The 20,763-nt window shown below is 66.5% G+C and carries 17 protein-coding genes; 15 read left to right on the top strand and 2 right to left on the bottom strand.

What is annotated here, in order from left to right; all coding sequences use genetic code 11:
- The first annotated feature begins 7 nt into the window (after positions 1-7).
- Together G8760_RS10675 and G8760_RS10670 are read left to right on the top strand one after the other, a co-directional pair.
- A complete protein-coding gene (locus tag G8760_RS10675) occupies positions 8-274 on the top strand; it encodes a type II toxin-antitoxin system Phd/YefM family antitoxin (RefSeq protein WP_166350673.1) in 267 nt (88 codons plus the stop codon).
- A complete protein-coding gene (locus tag G8760_RS10670; RefSeq protein WP_207782224.1) occupies positions 243-716 on the top strand; it encodes a type II toxin-antitoxin system VapC family toxin in 474 nt (157 codons plus the stop codon). The genes G8760_RS10675 and G8760_RS10670 overlap by 32 nt, the downstream gene beginning before the upstream one ends.
- On the opposite strand, the gene G8760_RS10665 is transcribed toward G8760_RS10670, so the two are convergent.
- Positions 697-1,530: a class I SAM-dependent methyltransferase gene (locus tag G8760_RS10665; protein ID WP_166350671.1), complete on the bottom strand. Its 834-nt coding sequence runs from the start codon at positions 1,528-1,530 to the stop codon at positions 697-699. The two genes, G8760_RS10670 and G8760_RS10665, sit on opposite strands and share 20 nt — an antisense overlap.
- 1,416 nt (positions 1,531-2,946) lie before the next feature.
- Between G8760_RS10665 and G8760_RS10660 the strand changes: the two genes are divergently transcribed.
- The 3 genes from G8760_RS10660 to G8760_RS10650 all read left to right on the top strand — a co-directional run bounded on the left by G8760_RS10660 (position 2,947) and on the right by G8760_RS10650 (position 9,146).
- Positions 2,947-7,410: a DUF6531 domain-containing protein gene (locus G8760_RS10660; RefSeq protein ID WP_166350669.1), complete on the top strand. Its 4,464-nt coding sequence runs from the start codon at positions 2,947-2,949 to the stop codon at positions 7,408-7,410.
- A 741-nt stretch (positions 7,411-8,151) separates the two neighbouring features.
- Complete coding sequence (locus G8760_RS10655) at positions 8,152-8,460, top strand: hypothetical protein (RefSeq protein WP_166350666.1); 309 nt, start codon at positions 8,152-8,154, stop codon at positions 8,458-8,460.
- A 416-nt stretch (positions 8,461-8,876) separates the two neighbouring features.
- On the top strand, positions 8,877-9,146 hold the full coding sequence (locus tag G8760_RS10650) for a hypothetical protein (protein WP_166350664.1): 270 nt from the start codon (positions 8,877-8,879) through the stop codon (positions 9,144-9,146).
- 335 nt (positions 9,147-9,481) lie between these two features.
- On the opposite strand, the gene G8760_RS10645 is transcribed toward G8760_RS10650, so the two are convergent.
- Entirely contained in the window at positions 9,482-10,018 is a 537-nt protein-coding gene (locus tag G8760_RS10645) for a helix-turn-helix domain-containing protein (protein WP_166350662.1), read from the bottom strand.
- Between the two features lie 156 nt (positions 10,019-10,174).
- Between G8760_RS10645 and G8760_RS10640 the strand changes: the two genes are divergently transcribed.
- Genes G8760_RS10640 through G8760_RS10595 form a run of 10 tightly spaced genes read left to right on the top strand, consistent with a single transcriptional unit; the run spans position 10,175 to position 20,541 of the window.
- The gene (locus G8760_RS10640; RefSeq protein WP_166350660.1) at positions 10,175-11,815 is read left to right on the top strand and encodes an ABC transporter substrate-binding protein; all 1,641 of its coding nucleotides are present in this window, start codon (positions 10,175-10,177) and stop codon (positions 11,813-11,815) included.
- Positions 11,816-11,817: 2 nt separating this feature from the next.
- The gene (locus G8760_RS10635; RefSeq protein ID WP_425502310.1) at positions 11,818-12,900 is read left to right on the top strand and encodes an ABC transporter permease; all 1,083 of its coding nucleotides are present in this window, start codon (positions 11,818-11,820) and stop codon (positions 12,898-12,900) included.
- Complete coding sequence (locus G8760_RS10630; RefSeq protein ID WP_166350658.1) at positions 12,897-13,847, top strand: ABC transporter permease; 951 nt, start codon at positions 12,897-12,899, stop codon at positions 13,845-13,847. The genes G8760_RS10635 and G8760_RS10630 overlap by 4 nt, the downstream gene beginning before the upstream one ends.
- Entirely contained in the window at positions 13,844-14,884 is a 1,041-nt protein-coding gene (locus tag G8760_RS10625; RefSeq protein ID WP_166350656.1) for an ABC transporter ATP-binding protein, read from the top strand. The genes G8760_RS10630 and G8760_RS10625 overlap by 4 nt, the downstream gene beginning before the upstream one ends.
- Positions 14,881-15,834, top strand: a complete 954-nt coding sequence (locus G8760_RS10620; protein ID WP_166350654.1) for an ABC transporter ATP-binding protein — start codon at positions 14,881-14,883, stop codon at positions 15,832-15,834. Before G8760_RS10625 ends, G8760_RS10620 begins: the two co-directional genes overlap by 4 nt.
- Positions 15,831-17,096, top strand: coding sequence for a metal-dependent hydrolase family protein (locus G8760_RS10615; protein ID WP_166350652.1), 1,266 nt, complete (start codon positions 15,831-15,833; stop codon positions 17,094-17,096). The genes G8760_RS10620 and G8760_RS10615 overlap by 4 nt, the downstream gene beginning before the upstream one ends.
- On the top strand, positions 17,093-17,419 hold the full coding sequence (locus G8760_RS10610; RefSeq protein WP_166350650.1) for a TIGR04076 family protein: 327 nt from the start codon (positions 17,093-17,095) through the stop codon (positions 17,417-17,419). The genes G8760_RS10615 and G8760_RS10610 overlap by 4 nt, the downstream gene beginning before the upstream one ends.
- Before the next feature lie 2 nt (positions 17,420-17,421).
- Complete coding sequence (locus G8760_RS10605) at positions 17,422-18,441, top strand: LLM class flavin-dependent oxidoreductase (protein WP_207782222.1); 1,020 nt, start codon at positions 17,422-17,424, stop codon at positions 18,439-18,441.
- Positions 18,438-20,132 (top strand): DUF885 domain-containing protein, encoded by a 1,695-nt coding sequence (locus G8760_RS10600; RefSeq protein WP_166350648.1) that lies wholly within the window; start codon positions 18,438-18,440, stop codon positions 20,130-20,132. Before G8760_RS10605 ends, G8760_RS10600 begins: the two co-directional genes overlap by 4 nt.
- 1 nt (position 20,133) lies before the next feature.
- Positions 20,134-20,541, top strand: coding sequence for a nuclear transport factor 2 family protein (locus G8760_RS10595; RefSeq protein WP_166350646.1), 408 nt, complete (start codon positions 20,134-20,136; stop codon positions 20,539-20,541).
- Positions 20,542-20,763: the final 222 nt, after the last annotated feature.

Below are 20,763 nucleotides of genomic sequence, written 5' to 3'. Positions count from 1 at the left end.
CGAGCGCATGGGGGCGCAGCCGAAGATCACTCAACGAGATCTCCGACTCCGGTCGAAGGAGATCATGGACGCGGTCGAGCGTGGTGGTTCGTTCACCGTTACCCGGGGTGGCCAGGAGATCGGCGCGCTCGTCCCGCTCCCGCGTCGTCGTCGGTACGTATCCAGGGCCGATTTCGCCGCCATGTCCCGTGGCGCCCAGGTTCGTGACGTCGGCGTCATCCGGGCCGACCAAGCGGTCACGTATGACGAGGAGCTGGGCCACCGGGATGGGTAGTGGTGCTGGTGAACGTGGACTGCTCGACACCAACGTTGTGCTCCTGCGGCACCGAGTGGACCCGGCCGAACTGCCGGACGAGATGGCCATCAGCGCCATCACCCTCGCCGAGCTGTCCGCTGGCACGCACCTGGTCCGCTCCAACGACGAGCAGAGCGCCTACGACGAACACGAGGAGCGGGCCCGCCGGATCGACACTCTTCAACGCGTGGAGAGCGAGTTCGAGCCGATCCCCTTCGAGGCCGAGGCGGCGCGGATCTACGGACAGCTGACCGCAGGGGCCGTGGCAGTGGGGCGGACACCTCGCCGCCGGGTGGTCGATCTGATGATCGCCGCCACCGCCATCACCGAAGATCTACCGCTCTACACCACCAGCCCGGACACGTTCGTCGGGCTCGGCGGCTTGCTCACCGTCGTTCCGGTTACACCACGCGCGCGGTGAACAGCAGGTACTCCCACTCCATCCGCAACCGGCCGGCGCCGTGGCCGAAACGCCGGGCCAGCTCGTCGAGATCGTGGTCGAGTGCGGCCACCCGGTCAGGGTCGTCGGCGATGTTGCGATACACCGCGATCGTTGGACCGTAACCACGTTTGAAGTACTCGCGAAACTCTACGGGCTCGGCGAAGGCCTCGACGCGCAGCGTCCGCAGATCACCGGAGACGTCGCTGACGCGCTCGCCGAACAGGGCTCGCACGTGATCCAGGCTGCCCCACAGCGGTGGGGGCTGGCTGCCGGGTGGCGGCGGGGGAGCGTAGGGCTTCATCGCCGCGAACATCTGCCCAATGAAGCCGTCCGGGGTCCAACTGAGAAGCCCGATGGTGCCGCCCGGCCGGCATACCCGGACCAGTTCGTCCGCGCTGGCCTGATGGTGCGGTGCGAACATAACACCGACGCAGGACATCACCGTGTCGAATGCGCGGTTGGCGTAGGGCAGGTTCTCCGCGTCGGCCTCACGCCAGGTGATCCGGAGTCCGTAGTGCTCCGCCGCGGCACGTCCGGCTTCCAAGAGTTCCGGGGTGAGATCGCAGGCCACCACCTCGGCGCCAGCCAGCGCCGCCGGGATCGCCGCATTGCCGGCCCCGGCGGCGACGTCGAGAACAGCGTCGCCGGGGCCTACCTGGCAGGCCTCGACCAGGATGGTGCCCAGTTCGGGAATGATCTCGGCGGCGATACTCGGGTAATCGCCGAGGGCCCACATGGCCCGGTGACGTTCCTTGAGCGTACGATCGGCGGCGTCGTCAGTTGATCTGGCCATGACAGACCCCCCTGCATGGTGCGCTCCAGCGACGCCGGAGCGGTCTGATCCCCTCACGTCGAACGTACGCCTCACCTGGCCCGCCGGCTAGGGGGTCTGCCGAAGTAATCCGCAGTAAGCCTCCTTGTGGCCGCCGCCGTTGCGCTTTGCTGTGCCATAAGGAGGCTTACTGTTGCTCTGGCGACAGTAAGCCTCCTTATGGCGACGCGGTGAGCGGCAACAAGGCTCCTTATGGCCGCCGGCGTGTGCCCCCTCGGGCGCCCTGGTGCGCTGAGCGCTGGTTGGCGCGCCCGTTATGAGCCCCTTGTGGAGGCGTTCAGCGCGCGAAGCCAACGTGTCGGGTGACCGCGCATTCGACCTGCCGGACCAGCTGTGTCGATGGGCGGATCTGGTGTGCTGCCCTCGTCGGCCCGTTGATGAACATGGCGCGTATGCCTGTTTCACTATCGCGAATACCGATTGCTCTATTGCTAATGAATCCCGCGTTATGAACCGTTGAATGACGAGGGAAACATGACCCGTACGCCACGTATTTTCCGATTTGAGGGTTGCCGTCTGTAACGTCGGCTGGCATCCTCGGGGTCACGGAGATTGGTGGGCGAGGGGAGTTTAGTGGTGGATCGCCGATTCTTGGTTAATGCTGCGCGCCTAATTTCGACGGGGACCTGTGTGGCGTTGTTGGCTGCAGGGATGTCCGCACCGTCTAGTGCTGATTCTGTCGGGCAATTGGGAGCCTCCGGAATCGGTTCGACAAATGGTCGTCTGCTATCAGACCTTGCGGTTCCGCCATCACCGCCCGAGTTGGTTCCGGCAGAAGATCGCATTCCGGGATTCGGGTTGAAGCCCACGGCCGAGGTGCGCGAGAGTTTGCTGCTCGGCGGGACGGGTGTCGGGAGTGGGCAGACCGGACCAAGGGTAGGAAAGTCTGATGCTACTCAATCTCTGCCACTCATGAGCTTTACGGGATACGGTCCAGTCGAGGTCATTGCTGGATGTGCTACATGGGGAGATATTCGTTGGCGACACCCAGATGACGTCCTCCCGCATGAGCCAGTTCTGCTGGGGGATCAGGCTGTTCGCTTGCATCGAGCTAGTGACGACCAGGTCGTGTTTGATATTGCTGACTTCGACCTGGGTCTCATCGTTCGGCTGATGCGCGCTGTCAGAGTCTATGGAAGCGTTGGGGCTGAGGGTGCCTGTGAGCTTGATCCTTGGGGCGTTGAGCTAGAAGTGGGAACTGATTATTACCTCGCTGTCGCTTATAAAATCGATGGCGCGTGGAGCGACTTTGCCTACAGTGACCCATTTCCGGCGAAAGGTGTTCCTGGGTTGCCGGTAGAGTCGACGCTGGGGGATTGTTTCTGCGAGACGTCGACGGGGCGGTTGTTTCCGTTGAATGCGTTTCGTGGCGATCCGGTGAATACCGCGACCGGCGCGTTGATGGAGTCTGCGGTGGACGCCGAGATCGCCGGGGTCGGGCAGGGGTTTTCGGCGTCGCGGACGTATAACTCCAACAACGAGTATGTCGGGTTGTTGGGTAAGGGCTGGTCGTTTCCGTATGGCGCGGAGTTGGAGCAGGATGGGTCGGCGGTGACCTATGTGGCCGAGGACGGCCAACGGGTGACCTACACCGACGATGGTGGCGTGTTCCAGAAGCAGCCCGGGCATTCCAGTGAGTTGAAAGCGGCAGGCCCGGGGTTCGAGCTGGCGACGAAGAGCCACGAGTCGATCAGCTTCGACGCGCAAGGGCGTTTGATGAGCGCGGAGGACTCGTCGGGGCAGGGTGTGTCGTTGTCGTATTCCGGTGGGGAACTGGCGTCGGTGTTGGATGCGTCGGGTCGTGAGTTCGAAATCGAGTACAACACGGATGGGTTTATCTCGTCGATTACGGCACCGGATGAAAGTTCGGTGTTGTATTCCTACGACGGTGATCTGCTGGCATCGGTGACGGATGTGCGTGGTGGGGTGACCGAGTACGAGTATGACTCGTCCGATCGCCTGGTGAAGATCGTGGACGCTCTGGGGAACACGATTATGCAGTCCACGTACGACGCTGAGGACCGGGTGGTGCACCAGGTTGATGCCAGTGGCGGGGTGACGACGTTCGATTATGTCGAGGATGGCGAGTTCCTCACGACATATATGACGGACCCGAACGGTGGCGTGACGCGGGATCACTATTACGCGAATGTGTTGTTGGAGACCGAGACGCCGGAGGGTGCGGTCACCACGTATGTCTATGACGATCGGCTGCGGCTGGTGAGCGAGGTAGACCCGCATGGACGAGTCACCGACCACATCTACGACAGTGACGACAACCTGATCCGGACAGAGTACGCGAATGGTGACGTGGAGGAGTTCGCCTATTCCGGTGATGGCGAGTTGGAGTCGTCGACGTCGCCTGAAGGCCGGGTGAGCGAGTTCGAGTATGACTCGCAGCACCGGGTGGTGGCCGAGATCGATGGTGAGGGTGGGCCGACGTCGTACACGTACACATCTCGTGGGTTGGTCGAGACGACCACCACGCCGGAGGGGCGGACGACGGAGTTCGAGTACGACGCCGAGGGCAACCAGACGGCGCGGATCAGCCCAGAGGGTCACCGGGCCACCGTCGAGCATGATTCGTTGGGCCGGGTCATCGCGGAGACCACCGCGCGGGGTAACGAGTCGGGCGCTGATCCGGGTGATTTCACGAACACCTACGCCTATGACAACGCCGGGAATCTGATCTCGTCCACTGACACCGCCGGCGGTGTGACCGAGTATGAGTACGACCTGCTGGGTCAGCTCGTCGAGGTCACCGACCCGCTGGGACGGACGACGACTCGGGCATACGACGCGGCGGGGAATCTTGTCACGGAGACGGACCCGGACGGCGGCGAGACAACTCACGAATACGACCTGATGGGCAACCGGGTGTCCACGACCGATCCTGAAGGCGGCGTCACGACGTGGACGTATGACGGTGACGGGCGGAGGGTGTCGATGACCAGCCCGCGGGGGAACGAGGACGGTGCCGACCCGGCCGATCACACCTGGACGTATGAGTACGACGGCTTGGGGAATCTGGTGTCGGAGACCGACCCGGATGCCCGCCAAACCAGTTACGGCTACGACGAGCGGTATCGGCAGACGTCGATCACCAACCCGGCCGGGGAAACCACTGTCACCGAGTACGACGGTGACGGGAACGTCGTCGCTACAACAGACCCGCTCGGGCGGACCACTACCACCGAGTACGACGGGCGGAATCTGCCGGTTGAGGTGACCGATGCGGCCGGAGAGACCGCGACAACGGCCTATGACGGGGACGGGCTAGTGGTCGCGGAGACAACCCCGCTAGGCCATACCACCACGTACAGCTATGACGATGATGCTCGGATGGTGGGCCGGACCACTGCGCGCGGGAACGAATCCGGTGCCGATCCGGGCGATCACACGTGGGGCTACGGCTATGACGCCGAGGGCAACCAAGTATCGGTGACCGATCCGCTGGGGGCCGTGACGACGAGCGAGTACGACTCGGGTGGGCTGGTCACCTCACGCACCGACCCGGTCGGGTCGACCACCACCTTCAGCTACGACGTCGCCGGGCAGACGACCAGTGTTACCGGGCCGGACGGTGCGACCACGTCGTACACCTACACCGGAACCGGGCAGCTGGAAACGATCACCGACCCAACTGGGAGTGTCACCACCTACGACTTCGACGCCGCCCAGCGGCCGATCTCGATCACCGACCCGTTGCAGCGCGTCCGCACGTTCGGTTACGACGCGGACGGAAACCAGACCACCACGATCACGGCCCGCGGCCACGACAGCGGCAACCCGGCAGCGTGGACGATCGAGACCGAGTACGACACCCGCGGTCTACCCATCACCGTGGCCGGTGCGTCCGGGACCCGGACGTTCGGGTATGACGACGCCGGGCGGCTGAGCTCCTTCTCCGACCCAGGCGGCAGCACCACCCTTGACTACGACGCTGGCGGGCAGGTCACCACCGTGGCCCGCGGCAACGACGAATACTCCTACGGCTACGACGCCCGTGGGCTCGTCACCGCGGTCGAGTACCCCACCGGAGCCGCGTTCGAGCACACATATGACGCCGACGGCCGCCGGGTCGGCACCGACGTGCCGGGGGTGTACGAGCTGACCTATGAATATGACGCAAACGCCAACCTAGTCAAGACGGAGCACCCGAGGCCCGCCGGCACCATCGGACACAACACCTCCTCCCAGACCCGCACATTCGATGCCGCCAACCGGATCAGCAGGATCACTTACGCGCGTGGCTTGCAGCTCGGTCCCAACACCGTCTACAACCGCGACGCGGCCGGGCGGCTCGTCAGCAAGACTGGCGGTGGGCCGACCGAGTCGTACACCTACGACGACGCGGGCCGGCTGGACCGGGTCTGCTATGGACTCAGCAGCGGTGACACGTGCGACGACCAGGCCAGCGCATACATCGCCTTTACCTACGACGACGTCGGCAACCGGCTCTCTGAGGAACGACACGGCGTCGACGACCCCGGAACCACTACGTATACCTATGACGCCGCGCACCAGCTCCTCACCACCGGCACCACCACCTATACCCACGACGCCGACGGCAACCTCACTGGCGACGGGGACACCACCTGGACCTATGACGAGTACGACCAGCTCACCGGCATCGACGACGGCGCAGCCACGGTCGAGATCACCTACGACGCAACGGGTAACCGCACCGGCGTTGATCACGACGGCATACCCCGGACGTTGAGTTGGGACATCAACCACGCCCTGCCGATGCTCGCCCATGTCGACGACGGTGGCACCGGCACCACCTACATGTACGACCCGTTCGGTGACCCTGCATGGGCCGACTACGACGGAATCCCCACCGCGCTGCTGACCGATCATCTCGGTAGCGTCGTCAACGTGGTCAGACGCTCGAACGCGTCCACCATCTGGTCTGGCACCTATGAACCTTTCGGCGCCTACCGCACGACCACCGAGAACGGGCTCACCACCGGCCAGGTGGGGCTCGGGTTCACCGGCGAGTACCACGACCCCGCTACCGGCTTTTTGCACCTACGCCAACGCGACTACGACTCCGCCAACGGCCGCTTCACTACTATCGACCCGGCTATGCCGGGCGTCGGGACGCCGTGGGAGAGCCCGTATGCGTACGTGGGCAACCAGCCCACGGTGCTCACCGACCCCTCCGGTGCCTGCCCCAGCGTGGCCGTGTGTTGGGACAGATTCCTCAAGCCTTTCAAAAGCCACTCTTCCGCCGTGACAGGCGTCGCTGACGGCACGCTGAGCGCAGTCGAGAAGACAGCTCACGGTGCGCTGAAGCTCGCCAACGGCATGGAAGACGTCGGCTGGGACGGCGACCTCTTCGACAACCTCTTCGCCGATATGGCCGGAGACCCCGCCGCGTACAACCGCGGCTACCAGATCGGGTCTTGGGGAACCGCCGTTGCCGGTGGCTACAGCGGGCTCAGCGCCGTCACCCGCGGCATCCTCCGACAATGCCCACCCGGCCTCGTAGGCCGTTTGGGCGTCCCTACTGCTGCGTTCCCAGCCGCGACTGCAGGAAGCGCGATGCAGCCCCGTGTTCTCGCTGAAGCGGTGGCAAGCGCAACCGGCGGTATGCTAAAGGCCAATAAGGGTGGTTACACAATTACGATTCCGCACGGGAGACGAGGTATTGTCGTTCGAGTCATGGAACACGGAGGGACAAGGACCAACTATTACCGCGTCAGTGTTTCCGGAAAGGGCACATATACAACGTCTGGAGAGGCTTCTACGAACGCCAGGCTGACTCACCATGACATTACTGAGACTTCATTAGGTGACATTCTTTCGATCATCACAAGGATTAGTGGGAGTTAGTTGATGGCTACGTTGGACGATTTGTGGGGCGGTCAGCTGACATCAGTTTATCTTGACCCCATTGGCCATAAGTGCTGCCTAGAAGTTAAAGTCGTTGATGGAAAGATAAACTCATACAGAATCGAGTGCGAGGCGGTTGCAGATCTCCGTTTCTATAACGCTATCCCGTTACCCTGGTCCTATGCCGATGTGACTGAGGTGCACATGAATGTTGATGGGCATTCTGGGCACAACGTTCTGGAGTTCATTTTATGGTCGGAAGATGCTGGTATCGTTATTCGATGCGCCTCGGTTCAGGTCCAGGAGGCGTCGTGAATGATGTGCCCGCCTCATTCGGGAGGAAAGTGTTGGTAATGTTTAGGCGTTTGCAGTGGCGGACGCCGCTTTAGAATTGGAGTATGCGGGCTCGCTAATGGAGTGGTTTCCGCCGCAGCCACCATGGCCCCGTGAATTATCGGAATATGGGATTCCGTGTGGCTGTTTGCAGTAGAACGTGTGTAGTGCAGGCGGGCGGTGGCTGCGTTGCAATGTGAGGGCTTCCGATGCTGGGCTTCCTGCGTAGCTCATTTGAGAGACGCGACTCGCTTTGTCGTTTGGAGATGCGCCATCCTGGCGTGCCGGCCGTACTATCGACATTCGGTTCCCGATGGAAGCGGACCGGAAGGTGCACGGCGAATGGTAACGCCTGAGTCCGCCAGGTCGCTAGAGGAAGACCCTCTCGCTCGTGCTCCTGAGGATTGGATGTCGGCAGCCAAGGTCATCGACCTAGTCCGGAAGTCTGGCGCCACTGAGCCAGAAGACCTTCGAGACCCCTCGGTCGGCCTCATCGCCCGCCTTCTGCTTACCGGACTGGTCGTCGCGGGAGAGGTCGACGGCTCCGGTCATGTTCCCTGGGACTGTTCGGCCGCTGAAGCCATGGTGAGAATCGTTGAGGATTGGAATTCGCGGTCGGACCCCTTCGTCATGCCGGGGGAGATCGTATGGCTGGACACCACGCTGGCGGGGCACAAGATCGGTGAGATTGTCTGGCGACGGGAGCTACCCGGATGATGTGCCCCGCGTGGTGCTCGTGACCGCGCTCGCTGTGTGGGTCGGTGGCACCAGAGGTAGAGCCGTGTGGCAGCTTCAGCCTCTGGAGCTAGCGGGCGCTCGATGACGAAGTGAGCGATGCGGTGGGGATACCGAGAGTCCCCGAAGACTGACCGTGAGGCGAGTCGGGCTGATGCGACGCTTGGTGCAGCAAGTTGCGAGGTTGGGCCAGCGCCGCGGGCCGCGGAGTCGAAGGGCCGAACGGTGGCACCGTGCGGTAATAGGTCTCTTGACGCCGTAGTTCTCAAGCCCAAAGCTGCACAACTCGTTGATAACCTGCACAAAGGGAACGACGAACCCCGACAGGGGCGGGAACGGAACAAACCACGGACGCGATTCGCTGACTGGAGGAGGTCGGCCCTGACGACATGGTCTGTATGCATCTGGCCGCGCTGGAAGCTGAGCTGATCGCCGCCGGCATTCCCGAAACGGCCCGGGGCGCCCTGTGGTCGAAGAACTGCCGCGAGTGGGTGTACTTCGACGTGGTGCTGGACCTGGAAGCACTGACAAACCGCTTCGGGTTTGATCCCTGCGTGAACACTCACCAGAACCTCGACTCCCGGTCCGGCCTCGAAAGCGGCTTCGTCTGCACCAGATGCGACGACGCAGTAGTGGGACGTCTGAGCGGCGCGCCGCGCTACGCCTGACCGCCTCGACCAGCAGCAACGTAGAAGATGTGGCACGGAGCCCAGTGACCACCAGGTTGAAAACCACGCTTGGGATTGGCCCGGGGGCAGGGGCCGAGCTTGGCCATCCGCAGTAGGCCTCCTTGTAGCGGTCGCTTGCGGTACTTTGCGGTGCCATAAGGAGGCTTGTTGTTGCTCTGGCGACAGTAAGCCTCCTTGTAGCGACGCGGTAAAACGCGGCGCGTAGTTTACGGGCATGCCGTTACGCACACTCGTGTTGTACAAATTCGGGTGATGGTAAACCAGCTGGACCACGAACTCCCCGAGCATGCACGTGCCCGACGGCCAAGTGATGATCAGGGGGTTGGGGGAGTGACCATCACGAGGATCGACGCGACGTCGTCGGAGTCGTTGACGTAGCGGTGTGGCTGGCGGGAGTCGAATGTCACGGCCTCGTGGGCGCGGACCTGCTGGACCTGGTCTCCGACCTCCACCCGGATCTCGCCGGCGAGTACGTAGACGCATTCGGTGGACGGGTGGCTCCATGGAACCTCGGCGCTGGTGTCGCCCGGTGCGAGGTCGGCGTGGAGTACTTCCAGGTCTCCGCGTCCGGGGGTGACGCGTTCGTAGGTGACGAGACCGGCTGGTGCCACCATGCGGAAGCGCTGCCCGGGTCGGGACACGTGGACCGGCGGAGCGTCGGGCTCGTGAAAGAGCGAGGCCAGTTCGGCGTCGAAGACTTTGGCGAGTTTGCGCAGGGTGGTGACGCTGGGGTCGGTGCGTCCGTTCTCGATCTGGCTGAGTAGCGCCGCGGATAGTCCGGTCTCGTCGGCGACCTGCCGGAGGGTGAGGCTGCGGTGCTGGCGCAGTGTTCTCAGGCGATCACCGATCATGGCCACCTCGATGTTTCGTTACGGTGAAAATGTTTGACCAAGCTGTACAACAGGACTCTCGTCATGCTCTCATACGGCGTGGGGTCTCGCCAGAGACCGGCCGCAGTCGACACGTTGAGCAGCTCGCCGGGGTGAGCCGTCTCGGGATGGAGAAGCATGGTGCGAAGCCGGATCGGCCGCATGGCGGCCGTGATGACCGCGATGACCGCCGTCGTCGCGCTGTCTGCCTGCACTGCCAGTGGCGGGGGCGGCGGAGGTGGTGGGAACTCCGACGACGACGGAAACGGCGACGGCGACACTCCCGCCGGTGGCACGCTCACCGTGAGCACGTCGTTCGTCATCAACAGCATCGACCCAGGTCAGGTGTACGAAGCGACCGGAGCGCTGGCGGTCCACGCGATGTACGAGACCCTCGTGACCTTCTCGGGGTCCGACGTGTCGGATCCACAACCGCTGCTCGCGGAGTCGTGGGAAGCCAACGACGACGCCACCGAGTTCACGTTCCGGCTGAACGACGACGCGGTGTTCTCGGACGGGAATCCGGTCACCGCCGCCGACGTCGTCTTCAGCATCAACCGGCTCGGAAACCTCAAGGGCAGTCCGTCGGTCACGGTGGAAGGGCTCAGCGCCGCGTCTCCGGAAGAGGGCGTGGTGGTGGTCAGCAGCGAGCAGCCCAACCCGAACGTCCCCACCATCCTGGCCATGCCCGCCGCCGGGGTGTTGAACTCCGAGGTCGCCGCCGAGAACGGCGCCACGGACAGCGAGGACGCGGCGGCTGAGGACACAGCCACGCCGTTTCTCGACCAAACTTCGGCGGGCTCGGGCCCGTACGTCTTGGACTCCTTCGACCCGGCGTCGGAGATCGTGCTGGCCGCCAACGAGTCGTACTGGGGTGACGCCCCGGACTTCGACCGGATCGTCATCAAGAACGTCGAGGCGCAGAACCAGAAGCTGGCCATCGAACGCAGTTCGGGTGCCGAGATCGTGCTCGACCTGTCCGGCCGGTTGCTGGATGGGCTCGACGACTCGCTGCAGACGTCGGGTGCACTGGATACCTTCTACTTCGTCACGCTGCACCAGGACCCGGACGTCAGTGAAGTCTCCTCGAACCCGGACTTCGTCAAGGCGTTGCGCGCATCGATGGACTACGCGGGTATCGCCGCGTTGTTCGGTGACGACGCGCGAGCGGCCGCGGGCCTCGTCCCGCCGGCCTTCCCCGGTGCCCTGCCCGAGGACGAGACCAAAGCTCAGGATCTCGACGCTGCCGCCGACCACCTGGCCGCGAGCGGCATCGACGATCCGAGCATCTCGCTGATGTATCCGGCGATCACCTACCGCGGTGTGGACCTGGAGACGATCGCCACCAAGATCCAGAACGACGCCGGGGAAGCGGGCATCACCATCGAGCTGGACCCGCAGCCGATCGCGGCGTTCCTGGACGCACAGTCCGCGGGCCGGGTCGAGTTCCGGTTCAGCCCGCAGTCGCTCAACTACCCGGTCGCGTCGTCGCTGGTGAACAACTTCGCACCCGGGCAGCCGAGCGCCCTGCGCAGCGGCTGGTCCGAGGAGCTGGCCAGCGCCGAGATGATCGCCGCCGGGGAGGCCGTCTACGAAGCCCTCGACCCAGCCGCGCAGGACGCCGCGATGCAGGAATGGCAGCGGTTGATCGAGGCGGAAAGCCCGCTCATCCCGCTGGCGTACAACTCCGGTGTGGTCGTGGCCACCCCCGACCTCACGAACGTCGAGTACTCGCCGGCCGGCTGGCAGGTCGACCTGCGTACGGTGGGCCGGTCTTGACCCTGGAGACTGACCGGCCGGTGCGGGGACGCACCGGCCGGCCGCTCCGGTCGCGCCTGTTCCACGCGCCGTTGGCGCGGCTGCTGTTGCGACGCCTGGCGACGACGGTGGTCCTGCTCTTCGGCGTCACCGTGCTGACCTTCACCCTGATTCAGCTCGTGCCGGGCGACTCGATGACGGCGAGCCTGTCCGAGACGGCGCTCAACGACCCGTCCGTCGTCGCCGCCTATCGAGCGAAATGGGGGCTCGACGAACCACTCATCACCCAGTACGCCATCTACGTCGGCAATCTCCTCCAAGGCGACCTGGGTGTCTCTCGGCAGACCAGCCGCTCCGTACTCGGCGACCTGATGACCTACGTGCCCGCCACGTTGGAGATCGCGATCCCCGCGATGGTCCTCTCGGTGGTGCTCGGCACCGGGATCGGACTGTACGCGGCGCTGCGGCACGGCCGCAGAGGTGACCACGTGGTCCGGGTGGGATCGCTGCTGGGACTCTCCACGCCGCCGTTCTGGCTGGCGCTGGTCGCGCTCTACGTCTTCTTCTACCTGCTCGGTGTCGCGCCGTCCGGCGGCCGGCTGAGCAGCTGGATCACCCCGCCACCACGGGTCACCGGAATGATCACGGTCGACGCCTTGCTGGCGGGGGAGTGGATGATCTGGTGGGACGCGGTGCAACACCTGGTCCTGCCGGTGGCGGTGCTGACCTGCCTGACCGTGGCGGCCCTGGTGCGGTTCGTCCGGTCGGCGATGCTGGAGGTGCTGGACCAGGACTACGTCCGCGCTGCCCGGGCCAAGGGCCTGCCGACGTTCACCGTCGTCCGCCGGCATGTGCTGCGCGCCGGCTTGGTGCCGGTGATTACCGTGTCCGGTCTGGCGTTCGCCTCGTTGCTCTCCGGCACCGTGCTGGTGGAGCAGATCTTCTCCTGGCCCGGTGTCGGGCAGTACGCCTTCCGCGCCGCCAGCGGACTGGATCTGCCCGCGGTGCTCGGGGTCAGCTTGTTCGTCGCCGTCGTCTACACCTTGGTGAATCTGATGGTCGATCTGCTGTACGGCGTCATCGATCCGAGGATCCGGCTGTCATGACCAGTCCACGAATCGACGCGCCGCTGCCTGGCCCGCCAACCGACCCCACCACCCCGGGCGACGATCCCCGGGCTCGCCGGCTGCTCCAGCGGCGCCGATGGGCCGGTCGGCTCCGGGTCCGCTCGGTGTCCGGGGTGTGGCGTCAGCCGTCCGTCGTCGTCGCGCTGAGCCTGTTGGCGCTCTGGGTGCTGGCGGCGCTCTTGGCTCCGCTCGTCGCCCCCTACGATCCGGTGACGCAGTCGGCTCAGATCTACGCCTCGCCGTCGAGCCAGCACTGGTTCGGCACCGATGAGCTGGGCCGGGACGTCTTCAGCCGGGTGATCCACGGTGCTCGACTGTCGTTGCCCGTGGCGGTGGCGATCGTGGCGGTGGCCCTGGCGATCGGGACGCTGCTGGGTCTACTCGCCGGCTACATCGGGCGCGCCGTCGACGAGATCGTCATGCGCATCACCGACCTGTTCTTCGCGTTCCCGCAGATCATCCTGGCGATGGCGGTCGCGGCGGCATTCGGGCCGAGCACCCGTAACGCGGTCATCGCGCTCATCATCGTTTCCTGGCCGACGTATGCGAGGGTGATCCGATCCTCGGTGCTGTCGGTGCGCGGCTCGGACTATCTGGCGTCGTCGCGGCTGCTGGGGGTCGGTCCGGTGCAGGCGCTACGCCGCGACGTGGTCCCGAACTCCGTCGGCCCGGCGGTGGTGCTTGCCACCCTCGAACTGGGCAACGCGGTGCTGATGCTGTCCGCGTTGTCCTTCTTGGGCCTCGGGCCCCGCCCACCAGCACCGGAGTGGGGCGCGATGATCGCGGCCGGCTCGCGGGACCTGTCGATGTGGTGGGTCAGCGCCTTCCCGGGCCTGGCCATCCTCACCGTCGTGCTCGCCTTCAACATCCTCGGCGACGCGCTACGAGACCGGCTGGATCCGCGTTATGCGAGGGGGTTGTCGTGACACCGCTGCTCGACGTCCGTCACCTCGCCGTCTCCCTACCCGGGGCCGACGGGAGTCCGCTGCCGGTCATTCACGACGCCACCCTGCATGTCGGGCGAGGTGAGATCGTCGGCATCGCGGGGGAGAGCGGCTCTGGAAAGAGTATGACCGCGCAGGCACTGCTGGGCCTGCTCCCGGAGAACGCCCAGGTGTCCGGCTCCGCCGTGCTGGACGGCGAGACCGAACTGGTCGGGCTCGACGAGCGGGGCTGGCAGGGCGTGCGGGGTGTGCGCATCGCGATGGTCTTCCAGGACGCCACCGCGGCGCTGCATCCCATGTTGACCGTGGGCCGCCAGCTGACCGAACACCTCCGCCACCACCTTGGTCTCGACCGGCGAGGTGCCGAGCGGCGGGCACTCGAGCTGCTGGACCGGGTCCGGATCCCCGGCGGCCGGGGTGCGCTGCGGACCTATCCGCACCAGCTGTCCGGCGGGATGCGTCAGCGGGTGGCGATCGCCAGCGCCCTGGCGTGTGAGCCGGAGCTGCTCATCGCCGACGAACCGACCACGGCTCTCGACGTCACCGTCCAGGCCGGCATCCTGGAGTTGTTCGACGAACTACGCCGGGAGTCCGACCTCTCGGTGCTGTTCATCACCCACGACCTCGGGGTGCTGTCCGCGCTGACCACCCGGGCCTACGTGTTCTACGCCGGCCGAGTGATGGAGTCCGGTCCCACCGGGGAGTTGCTGCTGCGGCCGCGCCACCCGTACACGGCGGCGTTGCTGCGGGCCCGTCCACACGCGGACGACAGCTGGGAGGTCCGCGGCGGAACCGCCGCCGAGGCCCAGCCGAACGGATCGAAGCGGCCCCTCCCGATGACCACCATCCCAGGCAGCGCGGTCACCCCGGCCACCGCACCGCCGGGCTGTCCGTTCGCGCCGCGCTGCGGTTACACCGAGGACGGGTGTACATCGGAGGTGCCAGCCATGACGGCGGTGGCGTCGGGGCACCACGTCGCCTGCCGAGTTTTACCGGATCTCACGGAGGTGCCGGGATGAGTGCACTCAGGATCGACGACGCCGCCGTCGAGTACACCTCACGGGGGCGGGGCGCCGTCCGGGCGGTGGACGGCGTGTCGCTACAGGTGGAGCGGGGCCAGATCGTTGGGCTGGTGGGCGAGTCCGGATGCGGGAAGTCGTCGCTGGCCCGCGCGGTGGCCGGGCTGGAGCCGGTCGCCTCCGGTCAGGTACTCGTCGACGGCCGGCCGGTGTCGCCCCTGCGCTGGCGGCGACGCTCCACCCAGGACGTCCGCCTGCAAATGGTCTTCCAGAACCCATACGCCTCGCTCAACCCGCGGCGCACGGTGGGATCGCAGGTGGCGGACGGGATCGCCGTCGAACTGCGTGGGCAGGCGCGGCAGGCCGAGGTGATCCGGCTGCTGGAGCTGGTCGGTCTACCCGCGGACGCAGCGGAGCGGTATCCACATCAGTTCTCCGGCGGGCAACGCCAGCGGGTCGCGATCGCCCGGGCGCTGGCCCCAAGGCCGGAGGTGTTGATCGCCGACGAGCCGGTCACCGCGTTGGACGCGTCGGCACAGGCGCAGATCGTGAACCTGCTCGTCTCGCTGGTCGGGGAACTGGGCGTGGGGATCCTGTTCATCTCCCACGATCTCGCCCTCGTCCGGGAGATCGCCGACGTCACCGCCGTTATGTATCTGGGGCGAATCGTGGAGATGGGGCCGACCCATGAGGTGTGGAGTGCACCCCGGCATCCCTACACGCGGGCGCTGATCGAGGCGCTGCCGCGGATCACCGAACGGCCCGGCCTGCCGGTGCCGTTACGCGGCGAGGTCCCCGATGCCGCGCGGGTACCCGACGGCTGCCGGTTCCGGCCGCGTTGCCCCGTGGCGGTCGACGCCTGCGTCGAGTCGCCGCCGGTGACCACCTTCGGGCCGCACTCGGTGGAGTGTTGGCTGGCTGAACCCGCTCGAGAGGAGACCCGATCATGAGAAATGCCCTGACCCGGCCCGGGCAGGGGGCAGCCTTGGTGGACTGTGCCATCTGGGATGGACGGGCGGAATCCGCGGTGGGTGATCAGGGCCTGCGGGTGGCGCCGGACGGCACGGTGCGATCCGCCGGACCGGTAGAGGAGATCCTGAGCCAGGCTCGAGCGGACGGCGACGTCGTCGTCGAGCTCTCCGGGGCCACCCTCACGCCGGGCCTGGTCAACATGCACGTCCACCTCGGACTCGCGCTGCCCGGACCGATGGAGGAGGCCAACAAGGCCGCCACTGACGCCGAGCAGGTCTTGCTGCTCGCTGGAAATGCCCGCGAGGTGCTGCGGGCCGGTGTCACCACCGTGCGGCTGGTGGGGGAGAGCCGGTTCGCGGACATGGCGCTGCGCGCGGCGATCCGGCGGGGACAGGTGGACGGTCCCACCATCTATACCGCCGGGCACGCGTTGTGCTGCACCGGTGGGCATGGACACGGGGCCGACGCTGTGGAGGCCGACGGTGCCGACGGGTTCCGCCGGGCCACCAGAGAACAGATCCGGGCCGGGGCGGACCTGATCAAGGTGTGTATCTCCGGCGGGATCGCCGGTGAGCACGAACAGATCGACACCCCTCAGCTCACCGACGACGAGATGGCCGCGGTGATCTCCACCGCACACGACTGGGGACGTAAAGTCACCGCACACGCTGGCCCGGCCGGAGCGATCAGCCGGGCGGTGGAGCTCGGCCTGGACTGCGTGGAACACGGGTACCAGCTCGACGCCGCGTTGTGTGCCCGGATGGCCGAGCGTGGGGTGGCGTATTGCCCTACCATCACGGTGAGCCGGTGTGAGCAGTTCTTCCTGGACACCGGCGTTCCCCGGTGGATGATCGAGCGTGCGCTGGCCGCGGGCCCACGGCATTGGGAGAGTCTGCAACACGCCATCGCCGCCGGGGTGCCGATCATCATGGGCACCGACTTGCCGCCGCAGGTGCCGTACGACGAGACCACGGCGACGGTGCGGGAGATGGAGTTCATGGCCGAGGCCGGTATGACCGCCCACGCCGTTATGGTCTCCGCCACCAGCGCGGCCGCCGACTGGCTGGGGGCCGGAGACGATTGCGGCACGTTGCGTCCGGGTGCTCGGGCGGACGTGCTGCTGATGGAGGGCGACCCGACGACGGACGTGTCGGTGTTGCGGAGCCTGCACGGCGTGATCCAAGGCGGGCGGATCGTCCGTGACGACCGTGGACTGCTACGAACCGGAGGTGTGGTGTGAGCGAGAACGAGCGTGTCACCGAAGTGGCTGACCTTCGGGTGGTGGTGGATCGGATCGAAGGCCGCTCCGTGTGCGGAATGGAGGTGGGGGATTCGTGTGAGCTGACCCGGTCCAGCCAGCTCAGCATCCCGGCGGGCCGGCACTTCTGCCTCTACGCGCTCGCCGCCGCGTTCCCGCTGCTGCCAGCGATGCAGCGGGCACTCGACGACGGCGACTGGCTGGCCGGCGAGTCCGAGATCGCGTGTCCGGACCCCGAGGAACGCCTGATCATGCGGGTGGAACGCACCGGTGTCTCCCGGATTCCCACCGAGGAGCTGACCTGACCATGCGGATCACGGTAGCGGTGCAGTCGGACAAGGCCCTCGGTGACTACGCGGCAGCGGCGCGCAGAATCGAACAGCTTGGCTTCGACGGCCTGTCGGTCTACGCCGACCTCGGATTCCAGCCCCCGCTGCCCGCACTCCTGGAGGCCGCCGCCGCGACCAGCCGGATCTCGCTGATGCCGGCCTGCCTCAACCCGTATCTCACCCACCCGGTGGAGATCGCCGGGCAGCACGCGGCACTCGATGCCGCGAGCGGGGGACGCGCCCGGCTCGGCATCACCCGCGGGTCGTGGCTGTCACGCCTCGGGGTTCAGCAGCGGAAACCGGTGACGGCGGTGGCTGAGGCCGTGCGGGTCACCCGGGCGCTGCTGGCCGGCGACCAGACTGGTTTCGAGGGTTCGGTGTTCCGGCTCGATCCCGGCGTCGGGTTGGCCTACTCGCCGTTGCGACGCGACGTCGACGTCATGATCGGAACCTGGGGTCCACGGGGCGCCGCCGTAGCCGCCGAGGTGGCGCAGGAGGTTAAGATCGGCGGCAGCGCCAACCCAGCCATGGTCCGGCGGATGCGCGGCTGGCTGGACGCCGCCGGCGGCGCACACGTCGGAGTAGCGGTCGGTGCGGTCACCGTCGTCGACGACGATGGCGACGCGGCGCGAGCGTTGGCCCGACGTGAGGTGGCGATGTACGTGGACGTGGTGGCCGGGCTGGACCGGTCCGCCGAGATCGATCCTGACCTGCTTACCCGGATCCACAACTTGGTTTCACAGGGTAAGGCCGACGCGGCGGGTCAGCTTCTGCCGCGAGAGGTGTTGGATCTGTTCTGTCTCGCAGGGACCCCGGACGAGGTGGCCGAACACACGCTGGCCCTCGCGGCGGCGGGCGCCGCGAGGGTCGAATTCGGCACCCCGCACGGGCTTACCGGGGCCGGCGGCATCGAGCTACTCGGCACCCGGGTGTTGCCAGCGGTCCGGGCCGAACTGGGCATCGAACACGGCACCGGTGTCGCCGAGGTTCCAGCATGACCGGCGCCGCCGGAATCCGGGGGATCGCGGATGCTTACCTGGCTGGTCTGGCCCCGCTGGATCCTGTTGCGGCGGAGGCAGGTGGCCACGAGGCCACCGTCCGGGTCCCGCCGCTCGGGCCGGATGCGTTCGCCGAACGTGACCGGCTGGTCAAGGCGAGCCTGGCGCAGGTTCGCCGCTGGGAGCAGGAGACGGCGGAGACGCAGGCTTCGGTCACCCGGCCCGACCGGATACTTGGACTCGCCCTGGCCGAACGGCTCACCAGCGATGCCGCGCTCGACGAGGTCGGATTCACCCGGCGGTTGCTGGCGCCCCTCGCCACCCCCGTACACCTGCTCCGTCAGGTGTTCGACAACCTGCCGCGGGTGTCGGCTCAGGACTGCCGGGTAGTGCTCGACAACCTCCGTGCGGTGCCGCGTGCGCTGCGCGAATACACTGCGACGCTTGAGGCGGCAGCGGATCGTGGAGACGTGGTCGCCCGCCGTCAGGTGGAGATCTTCGCCGGCCAGGTGGACGCCTGGGTGGCCGCTGACTTCTACGGTGGGCTGACCGACGGCTGCCCGGCCGACGCCCCGGTTGCGGAGATGGTAGTCGCGGCACGTGCGGCCACCGAGGCGTCGGCGGAGTTCGCCCGATGGCTGCGGGAAGTTCTTGTGCCCCGCGCGCCGGTTCGTGATGCCGTCGGCCGGGACGTGTATCAGGTCACCGCCGGTGCGTTCCTCGGCGCCGACGTCGACCTCGACGAGTTGTACAGCTGGGGCTGGCAGGAGATAACCCGGCTCAACGGCCGCGCGCGAGAACTCGCCGCCGAGATCTGCGGTTCGGCGGACCCGGCTGCCGCATCAGCGGTGCTCGATGCCGACCCGGACCGCCAGGTGGCGACGGGGGAGCCGCTGCGGGCATGGTTGCAGGACCGGCTGGACGCCGTCACCCACGCCGTCAACGGAAAATGGTTCGACATCCCGGCGGCCACCCGGCTGGTCGAAGCCCGGATGACCACCGCTGCGTCGGGTGTTATGTACTACACACCTCCCGACGCGGGCCTCACCCGTCCCGGCCGGGTGTGGTGGACCGTGCCCGACGGTACCGATCACGTCGCAACCTGGCGGCATGTGAGCACCCTGCACCACGAGGGGATCCCTGGCCATCATCTGCAGTACGCCATCACCCACGGCCTGGTCGATCTGCACCCGTGGCAGCGGTACCTGTGCCACGTCCACGGCTACGCGGAAGGCTGGGCACACTACGCCGAGCAACTGGCCGCCGAGATCGGCCTGCTGGACGATCCAGGTGAGCATCTTGGCCAGATCTACGCCCAACTGTGGCGGGCCTGCCGGATCGTGATCGACCTGGGGTTACACCTGGAGCTGCCGATTCCGGCCGGCAACGGCTTCGTCGAGGGTGAGACCTGGACCCCGGAACGTGGTGTGCGGATGCTGCACCGGGTGGCCGGCGTCGACCCGCAGACCGCACGTTTCGAGGTGGATCGCTATCTGGGGTGGCCCGGCCAGGCGCTGGCGTTCAAGGTCGGTTCCCGGCTGTGGTACCAGGTGCGACGTGACGCGGAGCGGGCCTGGGGCGACCGGTTCGACCTCCGTGGTTTCCACTCGGCGGCGCTGGAGCTCGGGCCGATGGGGCTGGCGCCGCTGCGTGCGGGACTCACCGAACTGACGGGGGAGAGGAGAGCGTGAGATGACCGAGAACGTGGCGACCGAACCCGCCCGCGCGGAGGTCGCCGAGGTGATCGCCTCGCTCTACCGCAGCCTCGGCGACCGCCCCGCCTTCGACGCTCATCTCGATCCGGCCATCACCATCTGGGAGAGCGACGCACCCGAGCTGTTGCGCGGCCTGCCGGCCCTGGACGACCTGCGCGACCGCCGAGCGGCCGATCGCGCCGCCGGGCCCACCGTGCTCGGTGTCGCCCCGGAGGTGATCGGTGTGGACGTGTGGGGTGAAACCGCGCTGGTCCGGACCCTGCTACGGGTTGAGCTGGAAGGTGCGGCGGCGCCAGTGGTGCACCGCGTCACCGATGTCCTTCGCCGCACCGACCGGTGGCGCATCGTCCATCATCACGCCGAGCTGGAACGCGCGGGTTCTTAGCTTGGCGTTAACCTCTGTCGGTTGGTTCGGCCGGTTCGGCCGGTTCGGCTGGTTCGGGTGACTGGTGGGTGGTCTCGCGGCGTGTCGTGAGCAAGGCCGAAGGGTGTCGATCACGAAGACCACAAAGCGCGGATCTACCTTGCGTGGCCGGTTGTGTTGCTCGTTGTTGTGGCGGTAGAATCGAACGCATGAACGAGCCGGTGTGATGGTCGAGCCGGTGTG

This window comes from Phytoactinopolyspora limicola, assembly GCF_011320225.1.
GTDB lineage: Bacteria > Actinomycetota > Actinomycetes > Jiangellales > Jiangellaceae > Phytoactinopolyspora > Phytoactinopolyspora limicola.
Note: the sequence above shows the minus strand (reverse complement) of the source record. Positions and strands in the feature narration are given on the sequence as shown.

Coding starts and splice junctions, on each gene's coding strand:
- G8760_RS10655 (WP_166350666.1), top strand. CDS start 8,152: ATGTCGGCAGCCAAGGTCATCGACCTAGTCCGGAAGTCTGGCGCCACT.
- G8760_RS10640 (WP_166350660.1), top strand. CDS start 10,175: ATGGTGCGAAGCCGGATCGGCCGCATGGCGGCCGTGATGACCGCGATG.
- G8760_RS10630 (WP_166350658.1), top strand. CDS start 12,897: ATGACCAGTCCACGAATCGACGCGCCGCTGCCTGGCCCGCCAACCGAC.
- G8760_RS10675 (WP_166350673.1), top strand. CDS start 8: ATGGGGGCGCAGCCGAAGATCACTCAACGAGATCTCCGACTCCGGTCG.
- G8760_RS10665 (WP_166350671.1), bottom strand. CDS start 1,530: ATGGCCAGATCAACTGACGACGCCGCCGATCGTACGCTCAAGGAACGT.
- G8760_RS10645 (WP_166350662.1), bottom strand. CDS start 10,018: ATGATCGGTGATCGCCTGAGAACACTGCGCCAGCACCGCAGCCTCACC.
- G8760_RS10670 (WP_207782224.1), top strand. CDS start 243: ATGACGAGGAGCTGGGCCACCGGGATGGGTAGTGGTGCTGGTGAACGT.
- G8760_RS10600 (WP_166350648.1), top strand. CDS start 18,438: ATGACCGGCGCCGCCGGAATCCGGGGGATCGCGGATGCTTACCTGGCT.
- G8760_RS10650 (WP_166350664.1), top strand. CDS start 8,877: ATGCATCTGGCCGCGCTGGAAGCTGAGCTGATCGCCGCCGGCATTCCC.
- G8760_RS10615 (WP_166350652.1), top strand. CDS start 15,831: ATGAGAAATGCCCTGACCCGGCCCGGGCAGGGGGCAGCCTTGGTGGAC.
- G8760_RS10595 (WP_166350646.1), top strand. CDS start 20,134: ATGACCGAGAACGTGGCGACCGAACCCGCCCGCGCGGAGGTCGCCGAG.
- G8760_RS10605 (WP_207782222.1), top strand. CDS start 17,422: ATGCGGATCACGGTAGCGGTGCAGTCGGACAAGGCCCTCGGTGACTAC.
- G8760_RS10620 (WP_166350654.1), top strand. CDS start 14,881: ATGAGTGCACTCAGGATCGACGACGCCGCCGTCGAGTACACCTCACGG.